The sequence below is a fragment of the Streptomyces sp. NPDC005784 genome, assembly GCF_042871525.1.
In the GTDB taxonomy this organism is placed as follows: domain Bacteria; phylum Actinomycetota; class Actinomycetes; order Streptomycetales; family Streptomycetaceae; genus Streptomyces.
On record NZ_JBIAIQ010000005.1, the window covers coordinates 315,642 to 334,201 of the forward strand.

The window sequence follows — 18,560 nt, forward strand, 5'->3', positions numbered from 1 at the left end:
AGGAGCCCTCTTGCCAGACGAGGCCCAGCCACTCGCCCCCAGCGCGGAACGCCTGGGGCGAACCGCCTCCACCCAGCCCGAGCCCGCCTCGGGCCCGGCGGAGACGCCCGCACGGAACGTCGCGAGCGGGCCGGTCGAGCACGCCCAGGCCGCGCCCGACGACACGGCGGCCGAGGAGGCACGTCCCAAGCCGGCCTCGCCCGAGCGCCCCGCGAACACCCCGGCGGTCCGTCCCGCGGCAGGTCAGGCCACACGCTCCGGCGGCTCCTCCAACCGCGTCCGCGCCCGGCTCGCCCGTCTCGGCGTCCAGCGCTCGAACCCGTACAACCCGGTTCTGGAGCCCCTGCTCCGGATAGTGCGCAGCAACGACCCCAAGATCGAGACGGCGACGCTCCGGCAGATCGAGAAGGCCTACCAGGTCGCCGAGCGCTGGCACCGAGGCCAGAAGCGCAAGAGCGGCGACCCGTACATCACGCACCCGCTCGCCGTCACCACCATCCTGGCCGAGCTGGGCATGGACCCGGCGACGCTCATGGCCGGTCTCCTGCACGACACGGTCGAGGACACCGAGTACGGCCTCGACACCCTGCGCCGCGACTTCGGCGACCAGGTCGGGCTGCTCGTCGACGGTGTCACCAAGCTGGACAAGGTCAAGTTCGGCGAGGCCGCCCAGGCCGAGACCGTGCGCAAGATGGTCGTCGCCATGGCCAAGGACCCCCGCGTCCTGGTCATCAAGCTCGCCGACCGCCTGCACAACATGCGCACCATGCGCTACCTCAAGCGCGAGAAGCAGGAGAAGAAGGCGCGCGAGACCCTGGAGATCTACGCGCCGCTCGCCCACCGCCTGGGCATGAACACCATCAAGTGGGAGCTGGAGGACCTCGCCTTCGCGATCCTCTACCCCAAGATGTACGACGAGATCGTGCGCCTGGTCGCCGAGCGCGCCCCCAAGCGCGACGAGTACCTCGCCATAGTGACCGACGAGGTCCAGTCCGACCTGCGCGCGGCCCGCATCAAGGCGACCGTCACCGGCCGCCCGAAGCACTACTACAGCGTCTACCAGAAGATGATCGTCCGCGGCCGTGACTTCGCGGAGATCTACGACCTGGTGGGCATCCGCGTCCTCGTGGACACCGTCCGCGACTGCTACGCGGCGCTCGGCACCGTGCACGCGCGATGGAACCCGGTCCCCGGCCGGTTCAAGGACTACATCGCGATGCCGAAGTTCAACATGTACCAGTCGCTGCACACGACGGTCATCGGCCCCAACGGCAAGCCCGTCGAGCTCCAGATCCGTACGTTCGACATGCACCGCCGCGCCGAGTACGGCATCGCCGCGCACTGGAAGTACAAGCAGGAGACCGTCGCCGGCTCCTCCAAGATCCGCACCGACGTGCCCCGGGCGGCCAAGGGCAGCGCGGGCCAGGACACCGTCAACGACATGGCGTGGCTGCGCCAGTTGCTCGACTGGCAGAAGGAGACCGAGGACCCCAGCGAGTTCCTGGAGTCCCTGCGCTTCGACCTGTCGCGCAACGAGGTCTTCGTCTTCACGCCCAAGGGCGACGTCATAGCGCTTCCGGCCGGCGCCACGCCGGTCGACTTCGCGTACGCGGTCCACACGGAGGTCGGCCACCGGACGATAGGAGCACGGGTCAACGGCCGGCTCGTACCGCTCGAATCCACCCTGGACAACGGCGACTTGGTGGAGGTCTTCACCTCCAAGGCGGCCGGCGCGGGCCCCTCCCGCGACTGGCTCGGCTTCGTGAAGTCGCCGCGCGCCCGCAACAAGATCCGGGCATGGTTCTCCAAGGAACGCCGCGACGAGGCGATCGAGCACGGCAAGGACGCCATCGCCCGCGCGATGCGCAAGCAGAACCTGCCGATCCAGCGCATCCTCACCGGCGACTCCCTGGTCACCCTCGCGCACGAGATGCGCTACCCCGACATCTCGTCCCTGTACGCGGCGATCGGCGAGGGCCATGTCACCGCCCAGAGCGTCGTCCAGAAACTCGTCCAGGCGCTCGGCGGCGAGGAGGCGGCCACCGAGGAGATCGACGAGTCCGTACCGCCCGCGCGGGGCCGAGGCCGCAAGCGGCGCAGCAACAACGACCCGGGTGTCGTCGTCAAGGGCGTCGACGACGTGTGGGTCAAGCTCGCCCGGTGCTGTACGCCGGTGCCGGGTGACCCGATCATCGGGTTCGTCACCCGCGGAAGCGGCGTATCGGTCCACCGCAGCGACTGCGTCAACGTCGACTCGCTCTCGCGTGAGCCCGAACGCATCCTCGAGGTCGAGTGGGCGCCCACCCAGTCCTCGGTCTTCCTGGTCGCCATTCAGGTCGAGGCCCTGGACCGGTCCCGGCTCCTGTCGGACGTCACGCGCGTTCTGTCCGACCAGCACGTCAACATCCTGTCCGCGGCCGTCCAAACCTCCCGCGACCGTGTCGCCACCTCCCGCTTCACCTTCGAGATGGGCGACCCCAAGCACCTGGGACACGTCCTGAAGGCCGTGCGGGGCGTGGAGGGCGTCTACGACGTGTACCGCGTGACGTCGGCCCGCAGGCCCTCCGAGGCCTGACACCCGCTGTCCGCCCGGCCACACGGCCGGGCACCACACGAAGGGGCTCCCGTACGGTGCGTACGGGAGCCCCTTCGCGTGTCGTCCGGCGGATCAGCCGCCAAACTCTTGTCCGATCAGCCGCCGAACTCCTGAAGACCCTTCAGCGCCTGGTCCAGCAGCGCCTGACGGCCGTCCAGCTCTCTCTGGAGCTTGTCGGCCTTCGCGGTGTTGCCCGCGGAGCGCGCCGCCTCGATCTGCCCCTGGAGCTTGTCCACCGCGGCCTGCAGCTGACCGGTCAGACCCTCCGCACGCGCGCGTGCCTCCGGGTTGGACCGGCGCCACTCGGTCTCCTCCGACTCCTGGAGGGCCCGCTCCACCGCGTGCATCCTGCCCTCGACCTTCGGGCGGGCGTCGCGCGGCACGTGACCGATGGCCTCCCAGCGCTCGTTGATGGAACGGAAGGCCGCACGGGCCGCCTTCAGGTCCTGCACCGGGACGAGCTTCTCGGCCTCCTCGGCCAGCTCCTCCTTGAGCTTCAGGTTCTCCGTCTGCTCCGCGTCGCGCTCGGCGAACACCGAGCCGCGCGCCGCGAAGAACACGTCCTGGGCGCCGCGGAAGCGGTTCCACAGGTCGTCCTCGTGCTCGCGCTGGGCGCGGCCCGCGGACTTCCAGTCCGCCATCAGCTCGCGGTAACGGGCCGCCGTCGGGCCCCAGTCCGACGAGCCGGACAGCGACTCGGCCTCGGCGACCAGCTTCTCCTTGGTCTTGCGGGCCTCCTCGCGCTGCGCGTCCAGCGAGGCGAAGTGCGCCTTGCGCCGCTTGGAGAACGCCGAGCGGGCATGCGAGAAACGGTGCCACAGCTCGTCGTCCGACTTGCGGTCGAGTCGCGGCAGTCCCTTCCACGTGTCCACCAGCGCGCGCAGCCGCTCACCGGCCGCCCGCCACTGGTCGCTCTGCGCCAGCTCCTCGGCCTCGACGACCAGCGCCTCCTTGGCGTGCCGCGCCTCGTCGGACTGCTTGGCCCGCTGGACCTTGCGTTCCTCACGGCGCGCGTCGACCGTCTCCACGAGCTTGTCCAGCCGCACCTTCAGCGCGTCCAGATCGCCGACCGCGTGGTGGGCGACCACCTGCTCGCGGATGTGATCAATGGCGGTCTGGGCGTCCTTCGCCGACAGGTCGGTGGTCTTCACTCGCTTTTCGAGGAGGCCGATCTCGACCACCAGGCCCTCGTACTTGCGCTCGAAGTAGGCCAGCGCCTCATCAGGAGAGCCGGCCTGCCAGGAACCGACGACCTGCTCGCCGTCGGCCGTACGCACGTACACGGTCCCCGTCTCGTCGACGCGGCCCCACGGGTCGCTGCTCACAGCGCCTCCTCCACATGATGCCTGTGAGGGGCGTCACGCCCCCTGGCATCGTCCACAGTTTCGTCACGGCCAACATAGGCGACCGGCGGGGCGGCTGTCCGCATCCCGCGCGACCGAAATTCAGCAGCTGGCGGTCAGGATTTCGTCACGGTCAGCTTGTTGATGACGACGGTCGCGTTGGGGGCGCCGTCGCCCTGGCCCGTACTCTCGCCGGCGGCCGCGATCTTCTCCAGGACCGTCAGGCCGGACTTGGAAATAGTTCCGAACGGTGTGTAACTGGGCGGAAGCTGACTGTCCTTGTAGACCAGGAAGTACTGGCTGCCGCCGGTGTGCTTCTGGCCGGTGTTGGCCATGGCGATCGTGCCCGCCGGGTACACGCCGCCCTTGAGCGTCTTGTCCTTCAGGTTCTCGTCCGGGATCGTGTAGCCGGGACCGCCGGAGCCCTGGGCCGTCGGGTCACCGCACTGCAGCACGTAGATGCCGTTGGTGGTGAGCCGGTGGCACTTGGTGTGGTCGAAGTAACCCTTGCCGGCGAGGAAGTCGAACGAGTTCACCGTGTGCGGGGCGGCGGACGCCTTGAGGGCGATGTCGATGTCACCGCACGTCGTCGCCATCTTCATGGTGTAGGCCGCCGACGTGTCGATGGTGACCGCCGGCTCCTTCTTCCAGGTGAGCTTCTTCACCGCGCCCGCGGCGGGCTTCTCGCACGGATCGGGCGCCTTGCTCGGCGTGGCGCTCGGCGTCACCTCGGCGCCCGCGTTGGCCTTCTTGTCGTCGCTCTTGAAGGCCCCGGTCAAGTACGACAGCGCACCGCCCGCGACGACCACGCCGACGACCGCCGCGATCACCGCGTTGCGTGTATGGGTCTTGCGTCGCGCCGATGTGCGGCGCTGCTGCTGTCGCAAGAACTTCTCCCGGGCGAGCTGACGCCGCCGCTGTTCCTGGCTGACCACCGGGTTTCTCCTCGTGCGTCTCGTACGTCGTGTGGGACGCGTGCGTCTCGTGAGCCGACCGCCTGCGTGTGCCCCGTACCGTATATGGGTTCGCTGAGGAATCGGCAGCGCCGGTAGGCTCTGAGCCACAGCCACCCGCCCCGTACGACACCAGCGCGTACGCCACCACGAAGGACGATCGTGCTCATTGCCGGGTTCCCCGCCGGGGCCTGGGGGACCAACTGTTACCTGGTCGCCCCCGCCGCGGGTGAGGAGTGCGTGATCATCGACCCGGGCCATCAGGCCGCCCAGGGAGTCGAGGACGCGCTCAAGAAGCATCGGCTCAAGCCTGTCGCGGTCATCCTCACCCATGGCCACATCGATCATGTCGCCTCGGTCGTCCCGGTGTGCGGAGCGCACGACGTGCCGGCCTGGATCCACCCCGAGGACCGTTACATGATGAGCGACCCCGAGCGGGCGCTCGGCCGGTCGATCGGAATGCCGCTGATGGGCGAGCTGACCGTGGGGGAGCCCGACGACGTGCGGACGCTGACCGACGGCGCGGAGCTGAAGCTGGCGGGCCTCGACCTCTCCGTCGCGCACGCGCCGGGCCATACGAAGGGGTCGGTGGCGTTCCGGATGCCCGAGAGCGCGGACATCCCGTCCGTGTTCTTCTCCGGGGATCTGCTCTTCGCCGGCTCCATCGGACGCACCGACCTGCCCGGCGGCGACATGGACGACATGCTCGACTCGTTGGGCCGTGTGTGCCTGCCGCTCGACGACTCGACCGTGGTGCTGTCCGGCCACGGCGCCCAGACGACCATCGGCCAGGAGCGCGCCACCAACCCGTATCTGCGGCAGGTGGCCGCCGGCCAGGGAGCCTCGCCTGCTCCCCGACGAGGAATGTGACGAGAGACTTTCGTGAGTACTTTCCAGGCCCCCAAGGGCACGTACGACCTGATTCCGCCGGACAGCGCCAAGTACCTCGCGGTCCGCGAGGCCATCGCCGCACCGCTGCGCAACTCCGGCTACGGCTACATCGAGACGCCCGGCTTCGAGAACGTCGAACTGTTCGCGCGCGGTGTCGGTGAGTCCACCGACATCGTGACCAAGGAGATGTACGCCTTCGAGACCAAGGGCGGCGACAGGCTGGCCCTGCGTCCCGAGGGCACAGCCTCCGTGCTGCGGGCGGCCCTGGAGGCCAACCTGCACAAGGCGGGCAACCTCCCCGTCAAGCTCTGGTACTCGGGCTCGTACTACCGCTACGAGCGTCCCCAGAAGGGCCGTTACCGCCACTTCTCCCAGGTGGGCGCCGAGGCGATCGGAGCCGAGGACCCGGCGCTCGACGCCGAGCTGATCATCCTGGCGGACCAGGCGTACCGGTCGCTGGGCCTGCGGAACTTCCGCATCCTGCTGAACAGCCTGGGCGACAAGGAGTGCCGCCCCGTCTACCGGGCCGCGCTGCAGGACTTCCTGCGCGGCCTGGACCTCGACGAGGACACGTTGCGCCGTGCGGAGATCAACCCGCTGCGCGTGCTCGACGACAAGCGCGAGGACGTCCAGAAGCAGCTGGGCGGGGCGCCGTTGCTGCGCGACTACCTGTGTGACGCCTGCAAGGCGTACCACGAGGAGGTGCGCGACCTGATCACGGCCGCGGGCGTCGCCTTCGAGGACGACGCCAAGCTGGTGCGCGGCCTCGACTACTACACGCGCACCACCTTCGAGTTCGTGCACGACGGTCTCGGCTCGCAGTCCGCGGTCGGCGGCGGTGGCCGTTACGACGGGCTGTCCGAGATGATCGGCGGCCCCGAACTGCCGTCCGTCGGCTGGGCGCTGGGCGTCGACCGTACGGTGCTGGCCCTGGAGGCGGAGGGCGTCGAGCTCGAACTCCCCGCGTCCACCAGCGTGTTCGCGGTGCCGCTCGGGGAGGAGGCCCGCCGGACGCTGTTCGGCGTGGTCACCGAGCTGCGCAGGCTCGGTGTCGCCGCCGACTTCTCGTACGGCGCGAAGGGGCTCAAGGGTGCGATGAAGAACGCGAATCGAAGCGGGGCCCGCTTCACGATCGTCGCCGGTGAGCGTGATCTCGCCGAGGGCGTCGTGCAGCTCAAGGACATGGAGTCCGGGGAGCAGACGGCGGTCGCGGTCGACGCGATCGTGGCCGACCTGCGGTCCCGCCTGGGCTGAGCAGGGCTCGTTCCCGGCGGGGGGCCAGTCCCCGAGATCGCCTGCCCGAACGCTGGAGGGGCTGACGGATGTCAGCCCCTCCAGCGTTCGGGGTGAGCCCCGGGGCACGGGGCTGGAGCCTTACTCCGGCAAGCCGAAGCGCATCGCGCTCGTCACCGCGGCCGTCCGGTCCTCCACCCCGACTTCCCGAAGCCCCGCAGCAGATGGGGCACCGGGCGGTGAGGGGCGGGGCGCGCGGCCGGAGTTGTCATCCGTCGCGACGGCTCTTCCAGCGGAAGGTCAGCAGGCACAGCAGCAACCCTCCGACACACCATGCCCCGAGCACCAGGGCGATCCGTCCGAACTCCCAGTCGCCCGCCTGCTCCAGAACCTTGGCGGAGTCGGGCAGGAACACCCCGCGCAGCCCCTGACACATCCACTTGAGGGGGAACAGCGCACCGATGTTCAGCATCCAGTCCGGGATGGTGTCGACGGAGATGTAGACGCCGGAGATGAACTGGAGGACGAGGAAGGGCAGTACGACTACCGACGTGGCGCTCCTGCCCGACTTCGGGACCGAGCTGATGGCGATGCCGAGCAGGGCGCAGGCCGTGAGACCCAGGACGAAGATCCAGCCGAAGTCCGCCCACTTGCCGAGGTCCGAGGGCAGGTCGACGTCGTACAGCGTGGTGCCGACGACGAGCAGGATCGCCGTCTCCAGGGCGCCGGTCACGAGAACCAGCCATATCTTGCCGAAGAAGTACGCGGCCGGCGGCATCGGTGTGCCGCGCAGCCGGCGCAGCACCTTCTCGTCCCGTTCGATCGCGATCGAGATGCCGAGGGACTGGAAGCTGGTCGACATGATGCCCGCGGCCATCATCGCCGGGACGTACAGCTGGGAGGCGGTGATGCCCGCGCCCTTCACGTCGTTGCTGAAGATCGACGCGAACAGGAACAGGAAGACGACCGGGAAGGCGAAGGTGAACACCACCTGGTCTCGCTGGCGGAAGAACTGCCTGATCTCCAGAGCGCCGCGCCGCAGTCCCAGCCCCCAGGCGCCGGGCAGCCGGCCGTTCGCGGTCTTCGTGCGCACGCGTACGTCGGTCGTGGTCATCGAGCGTCCTCCAGGCCGGTCAGTCGCAGATAGACGTCCTCCAGGGTGGGGCGGCTCACGCGGAGCCCCGGGATCTCCCCGTCGAAGCGGTGCGTGAGCTCGGCGACCGTCCTGGTGGGGGTGTCCGTGCGTTCGCTGCGCGGGCTGCCGTCGGCCTCCGTCCATTCGACCGTGGCCTCGGTACCGAAGCGCTCGCGCAGCGCGGCCGGTTCGCCCTCGGCGACGACCCGGCCCCGCGCGATGACCGCCAGCCGGTTCGCGAGGGCTTCGGCCTCCTCCAGGTAGTGCGTGGTCAGCAGGATGGTGGTGCCCTCCTCGGCCAGCTTGCGGATCAGGTCCCAGAACTGCCGTCGCGCGGCCGGGTCGAAACCCGTGGTCGGCTCGTCCAGGAGCAGCAGTTCGGGACCGCCGATCACACCGAGGGCCACATCGAGCCGGCGGCGCTGACCGCCCGACAGCGACTTGATCCTGCTGCCCGCCTTCTCCTCCAGGCCGACCAGGCCGATGACTTCCTCAGGGTCACGAGGATTCGGGTAATAGTGGGAGAAATGCCGCACCGTCTCGCCCACCGTCAACTCGGCGGGCGCGGATTCGTCCTGCCAGACGATTCCGACGCGTGAGCGCCACGCGCGCGTGCCCGTCGCCGGGTCCGAGCCGAGCACCGAGACCTCGCCCGCGTCCCGTCGGCGATTGCCCTGGAGGATCTCCACCGTGGTGCTCTTGCCCGCACCGTTCGGCCCGAGCAGGCCGAACACCTCGCCCCGCCTGATGCCGAGATCGATGCCGTCGACGGCGGTCACGTCCCCGTACTGCTTGCGCAGCCCGCGTACGTCCACCGCGAGTTGGTCCGCGTGTGTTGTCATGCCGACGAGCATCCCCCCGAACCGAACGCTCCGGGACGGCCGTGCGTACCTTCTTATGTGCACCGAACGGTGGACGGGCGGGCGCGTGCGGCACAATGAGCCTCCCCGCAGGCCCCTTCGAAACTACGGAAACGGCGTGATGAGCAAGACGACAGTCAAGGACATCCCGGCCGACCTGGAACGCCCCGCCGCTCCGCGGACGGTCGGCGGCAGCCGCGCCCTCGCCCTGCTGCTGGTGATCACGGGCGCGGCCGGTCTCCTTGCCGCCTGGGTCATCACGATCGACAAGTTCAAGCTGCTGGAGAACCCGAACTTCGTGCCCGGGTGCAGCCTGAACCCGGTCGTCTCCTGCGGCAACATCATGAAGAGCGCCCAGGCCTCGGCCTTCGGCTTCCCGAACCCCATGATGGGGCTCGTCGCCTACGGCATCGTGATCTGCGTCGGTGTGAGCCTTCTCGCGCGGGCCACCTATCCGCGCTGGTACTGGCTGACGTTCAACTTCGGCACGCTCTTCGGGGTCGCGTTCTGCACCTGGCTCCAGTTCCAGTCGCTGTACCGGATCAACTCGCTCTGCCTGTGGTGCAGCCTGGCCTGGGTCGCCACGATCACCATGTTCTGGTACGTGACCTCCTTCAACGTCCGCAACGGCTTCCTGCCCGCCCCGCGCTGGATGAAGAGTTTCTTCGGTGAGTTCACCTGGGTCCTGCCGACGCTGCACATCGGCATCATCGGCATGCTGATCCTGACCCGCTGGTGGGACTTCTGGACCAGCTGACGGGCCCCCGGGGATCGCCGGACCGCCTGACCGACGGCCCTGCGGGGATTGTCAGTGGCCCCCGGTAGGGTTCTTGACGTGGAGCCCGACCTGTTCACCGCCGCGGCAGAAGAACGCCAGGAGAAGGACCCGTCCAGCAGTCCCCTGGCGGTGCGGATGCGCCCGCGCACCCTCGACGAGGTCGTGGGGCAGCAGCATCTGCTGAAGCCGGGCTCGCCGCTGCGCAGACTCGTGGCCGAGGGGAGCGGCGGCCCGGCCGGACCGTCCTCGGTGATCCTCTGGGGCCCGCCGGGCACCGGCAAGACGACCCTCGCGTACGTCGTCTCCAAGGCCACCGACAAGCGCTTCGTGGAGCTCTCCGCGATCACCGCGGGCGTCAAGGAAGTACGCGCGGTCATCGACGGCGCCCGCCGCGCCACCGGCGGCTTCGGCAAGGAGACCGTCCTCTTCCTGGACGAGATCCACCGCTTCAGCAAGGCCCAGCAGGACTCCCTGCTCCCGGCGGTGGAGAACCGCTGGGTGACGCTGATCGCCGCGACCACCGAGAACCCGTACTTCTCGGTTATCTCGCCGCTGCTCTCCCGCTCCCTCCTCCTCACCCTCGAACCGCTCACCGACGACGACCTGCGCGCCCTGCTGCGCCGGGCACTCGCCGCGGAGCGCGGTCTCAAGGAAGCCGTCTCCCTGCCCGGGGACGCCGAGGAGCACCTGCTGCGGATCGCCGGCGGTGACGCCCGCCGCGCCCTGACCGCCCTGGAGGCCGCGGCCGGTGCCGCCCTGGACAAGGGCGAGCCGGAGATCACCCTCCAGACGCTGGAGGAGACGGTGGACCGCGCCGCCGTGAAGTACGACCGCGACGGCGACCAGCACTACGACGTGGCGAGCGCGCTCATCAAGTCCATCCGCGGCTCCGACGTGGACGCCGCCCTGCACTACCTGGCCCGGATGATCGAGGCGGGCGAGGACCCCCGCTTCATCGCCCGCCGTCTGATGATCTCCGCCAGCGAGGACATCGGCCTCGCCGACCCGAACGCGCTGCCCATAGCCGTCGCCGCCGCCCAGGCCGTCGCGATGATCGGCTTCCCCGAGGCCGCGCTCACCCTCAGCCACGCCACGATCGCCCTCGCCCTGGCCCCGAAGTCCAACGCCGCGACCATGGCCATCGGCGCCGCCATGGAGGACGTGCGCAAGGGCCACGCGGGTCCGGTGCCGACGCATCTGCGCGACGGGCACTACAAGGGCGCGGCCAAGCTCGGGCACGCCCAGGGCTACGTGTATCCCCACGACCTGCCCGAAGGCATCGCCGCCCAGCAGTACGCGCCCGAGGAGCTCACGGACCGGGAGTACTACACACCGACCCGGCACGGCGCCGAGGCGCGTTACGCGGACGCGGTCCAGTGGACCAGGAAACACCTCGGTAGAGGGCGGTCCTGAGCACCCTGTAGCATGGCTCGAAGCGCTGCGTCCCGTGTCCGGCCCCGGTCGGCATCACCCAACGGGACATGCAGTCGGAGCCCCGAAACCGTACTCGTACGACGAGGGGATCCAGGAGCGTCGCGCACCGTCGAAGGTGTCGCGGGCTGCCCACCACCACCCGGTTTCCGGGAACGGTCGGTGGGCTACTCGTGTGCTGCACGTAGTGCCCAGACCAGGGAGCGGCTGCCCGGCAGGCCCAGCAGGGCCCGCAGGGTTTCCCCGGCTGCGTATGCGACCTCCTTTAACCCGGGTGAGCCGGAAACAGGAAAAGAGATACAGACAGTGGCGAATCAGTCCCGCCCCAAGGTCAAGAAGTCGCGTGCGCTCGGTATCGCGCTGACCCCGAAGGCCGTCAAGTACTTCGAGGCCCGCCCCTACCCGCCGGGCGAGCACGGCCGTGGCCGCAAGCAGAACTCGGACTACAAGGTCCGTCTGCTCGAGAAGCAGCGTCTGCGCGCGCAGTACGACGTGTCCGAGCGCCAGCTCGTCCGCGCCTACGAGCGTGCCGCCAAGACGCAGGGCAAGACCGGTGAGGCTCTGGTCATCGAGCTGGAGCGTCGTCTCGACGCGCTGGTCCTTCGTTCGGGCATCGCCCGCACGATCTACCAGGCCCGCCAGATGGTCGTTCACGGCCACATCGAGGTCAACGGCCAGAAGGTCGACAAGCCCTCGTTCCGCGTCCGTCCCGACGACGTCGTGATGGTCCGCGAGCGCAGCCGCAGCAAGACGCTGTTCGAGGTTTCCCGCGCCGGTGGCTTCGCCCCCGACGGTGAGACCCCGCGCTACCTCCAGGTGAACCTCCCGGCCCTGGCGTTCCGCCTGGACCGTGAGCCGAACCGCAAGGAGATCCCGGTGATCTGCGACGAGCAGCTCGTCGTCGAGTACTACGCCCGCTGATCTTCTTACAGCGGACGCGGTACCACCTGCGCGTCAGCGTCAGCCCGTCGTCTCCCCGCCCTTCACGGTGGGCGAGACGGCGGGCTTTCGCATGTCCGGGGGCAGCCTGCGCGGCGACGGCACCGCCCCGAGCGGCGGAGCACCGGCCCCTTTGAGCGCACGGGCGACCGCCGCGTCCTGCCCGAGCAGCTCTCCCGCCCGCAGACACTCCTCGTACCGCTCGTCGCCCAGCCGCTGCCGGGAAAGGGCCGCACAGCGCTCGTGCGGCGCGTTGTAGTACGCCGAACCGAACAGCGGCAGGCCCACCGACGGCCACATCCGCGAGGCCGCCCCCTGGAGCAGCGCGGCCTCGGCCGCATCGCCGTCCACCGCCGTGACCAGGGCGAGCAGCTCGACGGCGAGGACGGCGCCGAGCAGATCGTGGAAACTGTGCGCGATACCGAGGCCCTGCTCCAGGAGATCCCGGGCCCGCGCCTGATCGCCCTCGACCTGGGCCTGGTACGCGAGGACGTACAGCGCGTACGCCAGCGCCCAGCGCTCCCCGTGGTCCTCGCAGACCCTGCGGACGTCCTCGCACAGCTTCACCGCGCCCGGCAGATCGCCCTGGAAGGCGAGCGCCATCGCCAGCTCGACCTGGCCCATCAGTACGTTGCTGTTCAGCTCGCCGATCTCGTGATAGCGGTCCAGCGCCGAGCGCAGCAGCGCTTCGGCGCGCGCCATGTCGTCCGTGACCAGGGCCAGACAGCCGGTGCGGTGTTCGGCGTAGGCGACCGCGACGGCGTTCCCGGAGCGCTCCGCCTCCTCGAGGCACTCCTGGAGCGCGGACAGCGCGGGCACCGGGTCCCCCTGGAGGACCGCCACATAGCCGAGCACCCACAGGGCCTTCAGCCGCGACTGGTCACGGTCGCCGTCGAGCTCGACACTGCGCTCCAGCCAGTGCCGGCCCTCCGAGAGCCGGCCGCAGCCGACCCAGTAGAACCACAGGGCGCCCGCCAAGTACTGGCCCAGATGCGCGTCGTCCGGTTCGGTGAGCGAGTACTCCAGCGCGCGGCGCAGATTCGGCAGTTCCGTATCGACGCGTGCCGCCACCTCGCCCTGCCGCGGCGAGAACCAGTCCAGCTCGCACCAGGTGGCCAGGCCCATGTACCAGTCGCGGTGCCGGCGCCGCAGCCGCTCCGCGTCGCCCGTCGCCGCCAGCCAGTCCGCGCCGTAGGCCCGCACCGTGTCCAGCATCCGGTAACGCACACCCGCCGCGGTCTCCTCACGCGAGAGCACCGACTGCGCGAGCAACGCGCCGAGCACATCGAGGACGTCGTCGGCGTGCAGTCCGTCCCCGCTGCACACGTACTCGGCGGCCTCCAGGTCGAACTGCCCGGCGAACACCGACAGCCGTGACCACAGCAGCCGTTCCCCAGGCGTGCACAGCTCATGGCTCCAGCCGATCGCCGTCCGCAGCGTCTGGTGCCGCGGCGGCGCGTCGCGCCCGCCGCCGGTCAGCAGCCGGAACCGGTCCTCCAGGCGGGCGAGGAGCTGCGCGGGCGACAGGGCGCTGAGGCGTCCCGCCGCCAGCTCCAGCGCCAGCGGGATTCCGTCCAGACGCCCGCACAACTCCTCGACGTCGGACCGGTTCCCCTCGTTCAGCGCGAAGCCGGGCACCCGGGCCGCCGCCCGGTCCGCGAACAGCTCCACCGCCTCCGCCGCGGCGAGCGGAGCCAGCGGGAACACCCGCTCGCCCCCGACCTCCAGCGGCCTGCGGCCCACGGCCAGCACCCGCAGTCCGGACGCCCGCCGCAGCAACTCGCCCACCAGCGAGGCGCTCACGTCCACCAGGTGCTCGAAACCGTCCAGGACCAGGAGGAGCCGGCGCCCGGCGAAGTGGTCGAGCAGCACCTGCCGCGTCGGCCTGGCCGTGTGGTCCGTCAGACCGAGGGCCTCGGCCACCGCGTACTCCACGAGGTCCGGGTCGTGCACCGCGGACAGGTCCACGCGCCAGACCCCGTCGCGTACGCCCGTCCGTGCCGCCGCGTGCGCCGCGAACCGGGTCTTGCCGACGCCTCCCATGCCGGTCACGGTGACCAGACGGACCGTCTCCAGCACCTCGGCCAGCCGTGCCAGTTCGGTGCTGCGCCCCACGAACGCGTCGAGTTCCAGGGGCAGATTGCCGGGTGTCGCAGGACCGGAGCGCCGGGCGCGGTGAGAACGCTGCATGGGATACGGAGCGTACTTAGTCATAAGCACTCCGTACAATCGCTTCGCGCAACTCCACACTCCGGAGCCGTTAAATGCGGTACGGAGCCCAGGCCCCGGCGCGATAGGCTCGGGTGACGACTTTTCGATGTTCAGGCACACAGTCAGGGAGCGGGTGCAACAGTGTCCGGTGGTGAGGTGGCCGGGATCCTGGTGGCCGTGTTCTGGGCGATCCTGGTCTCCTTCCTCGCCGTCGCGCTGGTGAGGCTGGCCCAGACGCTCAGGGCGACCACCAAGCTCGTGGCGGACGTGACCGACCAGGCCGTCCCGCTCCTGGCGGACGCCTCCGCGGCCGTGCGCTCCGCGCAGACGCAGATCGACCGCGTCGACGCCATCGCGTCGGACGTCCAGGAGGTCACGTCGAACGCGTCGGCACTGTCGACGACCGTCGCCTCCACGTTCGGCGGCCCGTTGGTCAAGGTCGCGGCGTTCGGCTACGGCGTGCGCCGGGCCATCGGAGGCCGTCGAGAGAATGTGCCCGACAAAGCGTCCCGGCGTACCGTGATCGTGGGCCGCACCGTCCCGTCCGCGCGGCGGGGAAAGCGGAAGAAGGACTGACGCAGCGATGTTCCGCCGTACGTTCTGGTTCACCGCAGGCGCAGCCGCGGGTGTATGGGCCACCACCAAGGTCAACCGCAAGCTCAAGAAGCTGACCCCCGAGAGCCTCGCGGCACAGGCCGCCAACAAGGCGATCGACGCGGGTCACCGGCTCAAGGAGTTCGCGCTCGACGTCCGCGACGGGATGGCCCAACGAGAGGCCGAACTCGGCGAGGTGCTCGGACTGAACGAGCGCCCGGACCCCGAACTGCCCACGCAGCGCCGGATCGCCGCGATCGGCGACACCGAGCAGCCCGGCTCCAAGCAGGTCGGCAACAACAAGCAGATCAAGTACATCGAGAACACGACGTACTCGTACAACCGGAATGAGGACCACTGATGGAGTCGGCTGAAATCCGCCGCCGCTGGTTGAGCTTCTACGAGGAGCGCGGTCACACCGTCGTCCCTTCGGCGTCGCTCATCGCGGACGACCCGACTCTGCTCCTGGTCCCCGCCGGCATGGTCCCCTTCAAGCCGTACTTCCTCGGCGAGGTCAAGCCGCCGTGGTCGCGCGCCACCAGCGTGCAGAAGTGCGTGCGCACGCCCGACATCGAAGAGGTCGGCAAGACCACGCGGCACGGCACGTTCTTCCAGATGTGCGGCAACTTCTCCTTCGGCGACTACTTCAAGGAAGGCGCCATCACCTACGCCTGGGAGCTGCTCACCTCGCCCCAGGACAAGGGTGGTTACGGCCTCGACCCCGAGCGTCTGTGGATCACGGTCTACCTCGACGACGACGAGGCCGAGACCATCTGGCGCGACAAGATCGGTGTCCCGGCCGAGCGCATCCAGCGCCTCGGCAAGAAGGACAACTACTGGTCCATGGGCGTCCCCGGACCCTGCGGACCGTGTTCCGAGATCAACTACGACCGCGGCCCCGAGTTCGGAGTCGAGGGCGGCCCGGCCGTCAACGACGAGCGGTACGTGGAGATCTGGAACCTGGTCTTCATGCAGTACGAGCGCGGCGAGGGCACCTCGAAGGACGACTTCGAGATCCTCGGCGACCTGCCCAGCAAGAACATCGACACCGGTCTCGGCATGGAACGCCTCGCCATGATTCTGCAGGGCGTGCAGAACATGTACGAGATCGACACCTCCATGGCCGTCATCAACAAGGCCACCGAGCTGACGGGTGTCGAGTACGGCGCCGCGCACGGCTCCGACGTCTCGCTGCGCGTGGTCACCGACCACATGCGCACCTCCGTGATGCTCATCGGCGACGGCGTGAGCCCCGGCAACGAGGGCCGCGGCTATGTGCTGCGCCGCATCATGCGCCGCGCCATCCGCAACATGCGGCTGCTGGGCGCCACCGGCTTCGTCGTCAAGGACCTCATCGACGTCGTGATCGCGATGATGGGCCAGCAGTACCCGGAACTCGTCAGCGACCGGCAGCGGATCGAGACCGTGGCCCTCGCCGAGGAGGCCGCCTTCCTCAAGACGCTGAAGGCCGGCACGAACATCCTCGACACGGCCATCACCGACACGAAGGACTCCGGCGGCACGGTCCTCGCCGGCGACAAGGCCTTCCTGCTCCACGACACCTGGGGCTTCCCGATCGACCTCACCCTCGAAATGGCCGCCGAACAGGGCCTGTCGGTGGACGAGGACGGCTTCCGCCGCCTGATGAAGGAGCAGCGGGACAAGGCCAAGGCCGACGCCCGGGCCAAGAAGACCGGTCACGCCGACCTCGGTGCCTACCGTCAGATCGCCGACGCCGCCGGAGAGACCGACTTCATCGGTTACGACCGCACCGAGGCCGAGTCGACGGTCGTCGGCATCCTCGTCGACGGTGTCTCCTCCCCGGCCGCCACCGAGGGCGACGAGGTCGAGATCGTCCTCGACCGCACCCCGTTCTACGCCGAGGGCGGCGGCCAGATCGGTGACACGGGCCGCATCCGGGTCGACACCGGTGCCGTCATCGAGATCCGCGACTGCCAGAAGCCCGTCCCGGGTGTGTACGTCCACAAGGGTGTCGTACACGTCGGCGAGGTCACCGTCGGCGCCAAGGCCCAGGCCACCATCGACGTACGCCGTCGCACGGCCATCGCCCGCGCCCACTCGGCCACGCACCTCACGCACCAGGCGCTGCGCGATGCCCTCGGCCCGACGGCCGCCCAGGCCGGTTCCGAGAACCAGCCCGGTCGCTTCCGCTTCGACTTCGGCTCCCCGTCCGCCGTCCCGACGGCCGTGATGACGGACGTCGAGCAGCAGATCAACGAGGTGCTCGCCCGCGACCTGGACGTGCACGCCGAGATCCTGAGCCTCGACGAGGCCAAGAAGCAGGGCGCCATCGCCGAGTTCGGCGAGAAGTACGGCGAGCGCGTCCGCGTGGTGACCATCGGCGACTTCTCCAAGGAGCTGTGCGGCGGCACACACGTGCACAACACCTCCCAGCTCGGCCTGGTCAAGCTGCTCGGCGAATCGTCCATCGGCTCCGGGGTACGGCGCATCGAGGCCCTGGTCGGCGTCGACGCGTACAACTTCCTGGCCCGTGAGCACACGGTCGTCGCCCAGCTCCAGGAGCTGGTCAAGGGCCGTGCCGAGGAGCTTCCGGAGAAGATCTCCGCCATGCTCGGCAAGCTGAAGGACGCCGAGAAGGAGATCGAGAAGTTCCGCGCGGAGAAGGTCCTGCAGGCCGCCGCCGGTCTCGTGGAGTCCGCCAAGGACGTCAACGGAGTGGCCCTGGTCACCGGTCAGGTCCCGGACGGCACGGGCGCCGACGACCTGCGCAAGCTGGTCCTCGACGTGCGCGGCCGCATCCAGGGCGGACGGGCCGCAGTCGTGGCCCTGTTCACCGTGGCGGGCGGCAAGCCGCTGACGGTCATCGCCACCAACGAGGCCGCCCGCGAGCGCGGTCTCAAGGCCGGCGAGCTGGTCCGCGCCGCCGCCAAGACCCTCGGTGGCGGCGGTGGCGGCAAGCCGGACGTGGCCCAGGGCGGCGGCCAGAACCCCGCCGCCGTCGGCGAGGCCATCGACGCGGTCCAGCGCCTCGTCGCCGAGACGGCCAAGTAAGGGCCGTGGACATGCGCAGAGGACGTCGGCTCGCGATCGATGTCGGGGACGCCCGGATCGGGGTCGCCTCGTGCGACCCCGACGGGATCCTCGCGACACCGGTGGAGACGGTCCCGGGACGTGACATCCCGGCCGCCCACCGCCGGTTGCGGCAGCTCGTCGAGGAGTACGAGCCGATCGAGGTCGTCGTCGGGCTCCCTCGCTCCCTCAAGGGGGGCGAGGGCCCGGCCGCGGTGAAGGTCCGTGCCTTCGCCCAGGAGCTCGCGGGCGGGATCGCTCCCATTCCGGTGCGGCTCGTGGATGAGAGGATGACCACAGTCACGGCCGGTCAGGGCCTGCGCGCCGCGGGCGTGAAATCGAAGAAGGGCCGGTCGGTCATCGACCAGGCGGCCGCCGTCATTATTCTGCAGCAGGCGCTCGAATCCGAACGGGTGTCAGGCAAGTCCCCCGGCGAGGGCGTCGAAGTGGTCATGTGATCGCGATACGGTAACGTTCCGCCCGATGCGGTGGTGTTCGAACAGCCTTCGCACAGTAAAGAGGCGGACGGGAGCCGAGCCACACGA

15 protein-coding genes are annotated in these 18,560 nt (G+C 69.7%); 10 read left to right on the top strand and 5 right to left on the bottom strand.

From position 1 onward, the window contains the following. Positions 1–10: 10 nt before the first annotated feature. Positions 11–2,575 carry a RelA/SpoT family protein gene (locus ACFYR3_RS11800; RefSeq protein WP_389282599.1) on the top strand — a complete coding sequence of 855 codons (2,565 nt, stop codon included), beginning with the start codon at positions 11–13 and terminating at the stop codon, positions 2,573–2,575. Positions 2,576–2,691: 116 nt separating this feature from the next. Here the strand turns inward: ACFYR3_RS11800 and ACFYR3_RS11805 are convergent, their stop codons facing one another. Both ACFYR3_RS11805 and ACFYR3_RS11810 read right to left on the bottom strand, forming a co-directional pair. After that, positions 2,692–3,921, bottom strand: coding sequence for a DUF349 domain-containing protein (locus ACFYR3_RS11805; RefSeq protein ID WP_356785655.1), 1,230 nt, complete (start codon positions 3,919–3,921; stop codon positions 2,692–2,694). A gap of 134 nt (positions 3,922–4,055) precedes the next feature. Further along, on the bottom strand, positions 4,056–4,874 hold the full coding sequence (locus ACFYR3_RS11810; protein WP_355839569.1) for a peptidylprolyl isomerase: 819 nt from the start codon (positions 4,872–4,874) through the stop codon (positions 4,056–4,058). A gap of 180 nt (positions 4,875–5,054) precedes the next feature. On the opposite strand from ACFYR3_RS11810, the gene ACFYR3_RS11815 reads away from it, so the two are divergent. Beyond that, positions 5,055–5,762: an MBL fold metallo-hydrolase gene (locus ACFYR3_RS11815; protein ID WP_355839567.1), complete on the top strand. Its 708-nt coding sequence runs from the start codon at positions 5,055–5,057 to the stop codon at positions 5,760–5,762. Between the two features lie 12 nt (positions 5,763–5,774). Beyond that, positions 5,775–7,037, top strand: coding sequence for a histidine--tRNA ligase (hisS, locus tag ACFYR3_RS11820; RefSeq protein WP_355839565.1), 1,263 nt, complete (start codon positions 5,775–5,777; stop codon positions 7,035–7,037). A gap of 247 nt (positions 7,038–7,284) precedes the next feature. Here the strand turns inward: hisS and ACFYR3_RS11825 are convergent, their stop codons facing one another. Together ACFYR3_RS11825 and ACFYR3_RS11830 are read right to left on the bottom strand one after the other, a co-directional pair. After that, entirely contained in the window at positions 7,285–8,130 is an 846-nt protein-coding gene (locus ACFYR3_RS11825) for an ABC transporter permease (RefSeq protein WP_355839563.1), read from the bottom strand. Then, positions 8,127–8,993, bottom strand: coding sequence for an ABC transporter ATP-binding protein (locus tag ACFYR3_RS11830; RefSeq protein WP_355839561.1), 867 nt, complete (start codon positions 8,991–8,993; stop codon positions 8,127–8,129). The genes ACFYR3_RS11825 and ACFYR3_RS11830 overlap by 4 nt, the downstream gene beginning before the upstream one ends. A 139-nt stretch (positions 8,994–9,132) precedes the next feature. Here ACFYR3_RS11830 and ACFYR3_RS11835 point away from each other — a divergent pair, with 139 nt between their 5' ends. From ACFYR3_RS11835 to rpsD, 3 genes are all read left to right on the top strand, one after another. Next, positions 9,133–9,768, top strand: a complete 636-nt coding sequence (locus tag ACFYR3_RS11835; protein WP_355839559.1) for a vitamin K epoxide reductase family protein — start codon at positions 9,133–9,135, stop codon at positions 9,766–9,768. 78 nt (positions 9,769–9,846) lie between these two features. Continuing rightward, a complete protein-coding gene (locus ACFYR3_RS11840; protein ID WP_389282603.1) occupies positions 9,847–11,202 on the top strand; it encodes a replication-associated recombination protein A in 1,356 nt (451 codons plus the stop codon). 324 nt (positions 11,203–11,526) lie between these two features. Beyond that, positions 11,527–12,141, top strand: a complete 615-nt coding sequence (gene rpsD / locus ACFYR3_RS11845; RefSeq protein ID WP_328556643.1) for a 30S ribosomal protein S4 — start codon at positions 11,527–11,529, stop codon at positions 12,139–12,141. A 39-nt stretch (positions 12,142–12,180) separates the two neighbouring features. On the opposite strand, the gene ACFYR3_RS11850 is transcribed toward rpsD, so the two are convergent. Further along, positions 12,181–14,349 (bottom strand): ATP-binding protein, encoded by a 2,169-nt coding sequence (locus ACFYR3_RS11850; protein WP_389282606.1) that lies wholly within the window; start codon positions 14,347–14,349, stop codon positions 12,181–12,183. A gap of 162 nt (positions 14,350–14,511) precedes the next feature. Between ACFYR3_RS11850 and ACFYR3_RS11855 the strand changes: the two genes are divergently transcribed. Genes ACFYR3_RS11855 through ruvX form a run of 4 tightly spaced genes read left to right on the top strand, consistent with a single transcriptional unit; the run spans position 14,512 to position 18,473 of the window. Next, entirely contained in the window at positions 14,512–14,946 is a 435-nt protein-coding gene (locus tag ACFYR3_RS11855; RefSeq protein WP_261702773.1) for a DUF948 domain-containing protein, read from the top strand. 7 nt (positions 14,947–14,953) lie between these two features. Next, positions 14,954–15,325 (top strand): DUF6167 family protein, encoded by a 372-nt coding sequence (locus ACFYR3_RS11860; protein ID WP_355839553.1) that lies wholly within the window; start codon positions 14,954–14,956, stop codon positions 15,323–15,325. Next, complete coding sequence (alaS, locus tag ACFYR3_RS11865) at positions 15,325–17,997, top strand: alanine--tRNA ligase (protein ID WP_355839551.1); 2,673 nt, start codon at positions 15,325–15,327, stop codon at positions 17,995–17,997. The genes ACFYR3_RS11860 and alaS overlap by 1 nt, the downstream gene beginning before the upstream one ends. Before the next feature lie 11 nt (positions 17,998–18,008). After that, complete coding sequence (ruvX, locus tag ACFYR3_RS11870) at positions 18,009–18,473, top strand: Holliday junction resolvase RuvX (RefSeq protein ID WP_355839549.1); 465 nt, start codon at positions 18,009–18,011, stop codon at positions 18,471–18,473. The last annotated feature ends 87 nt before the right edge of the window (positions 18,474–18,560 follow it).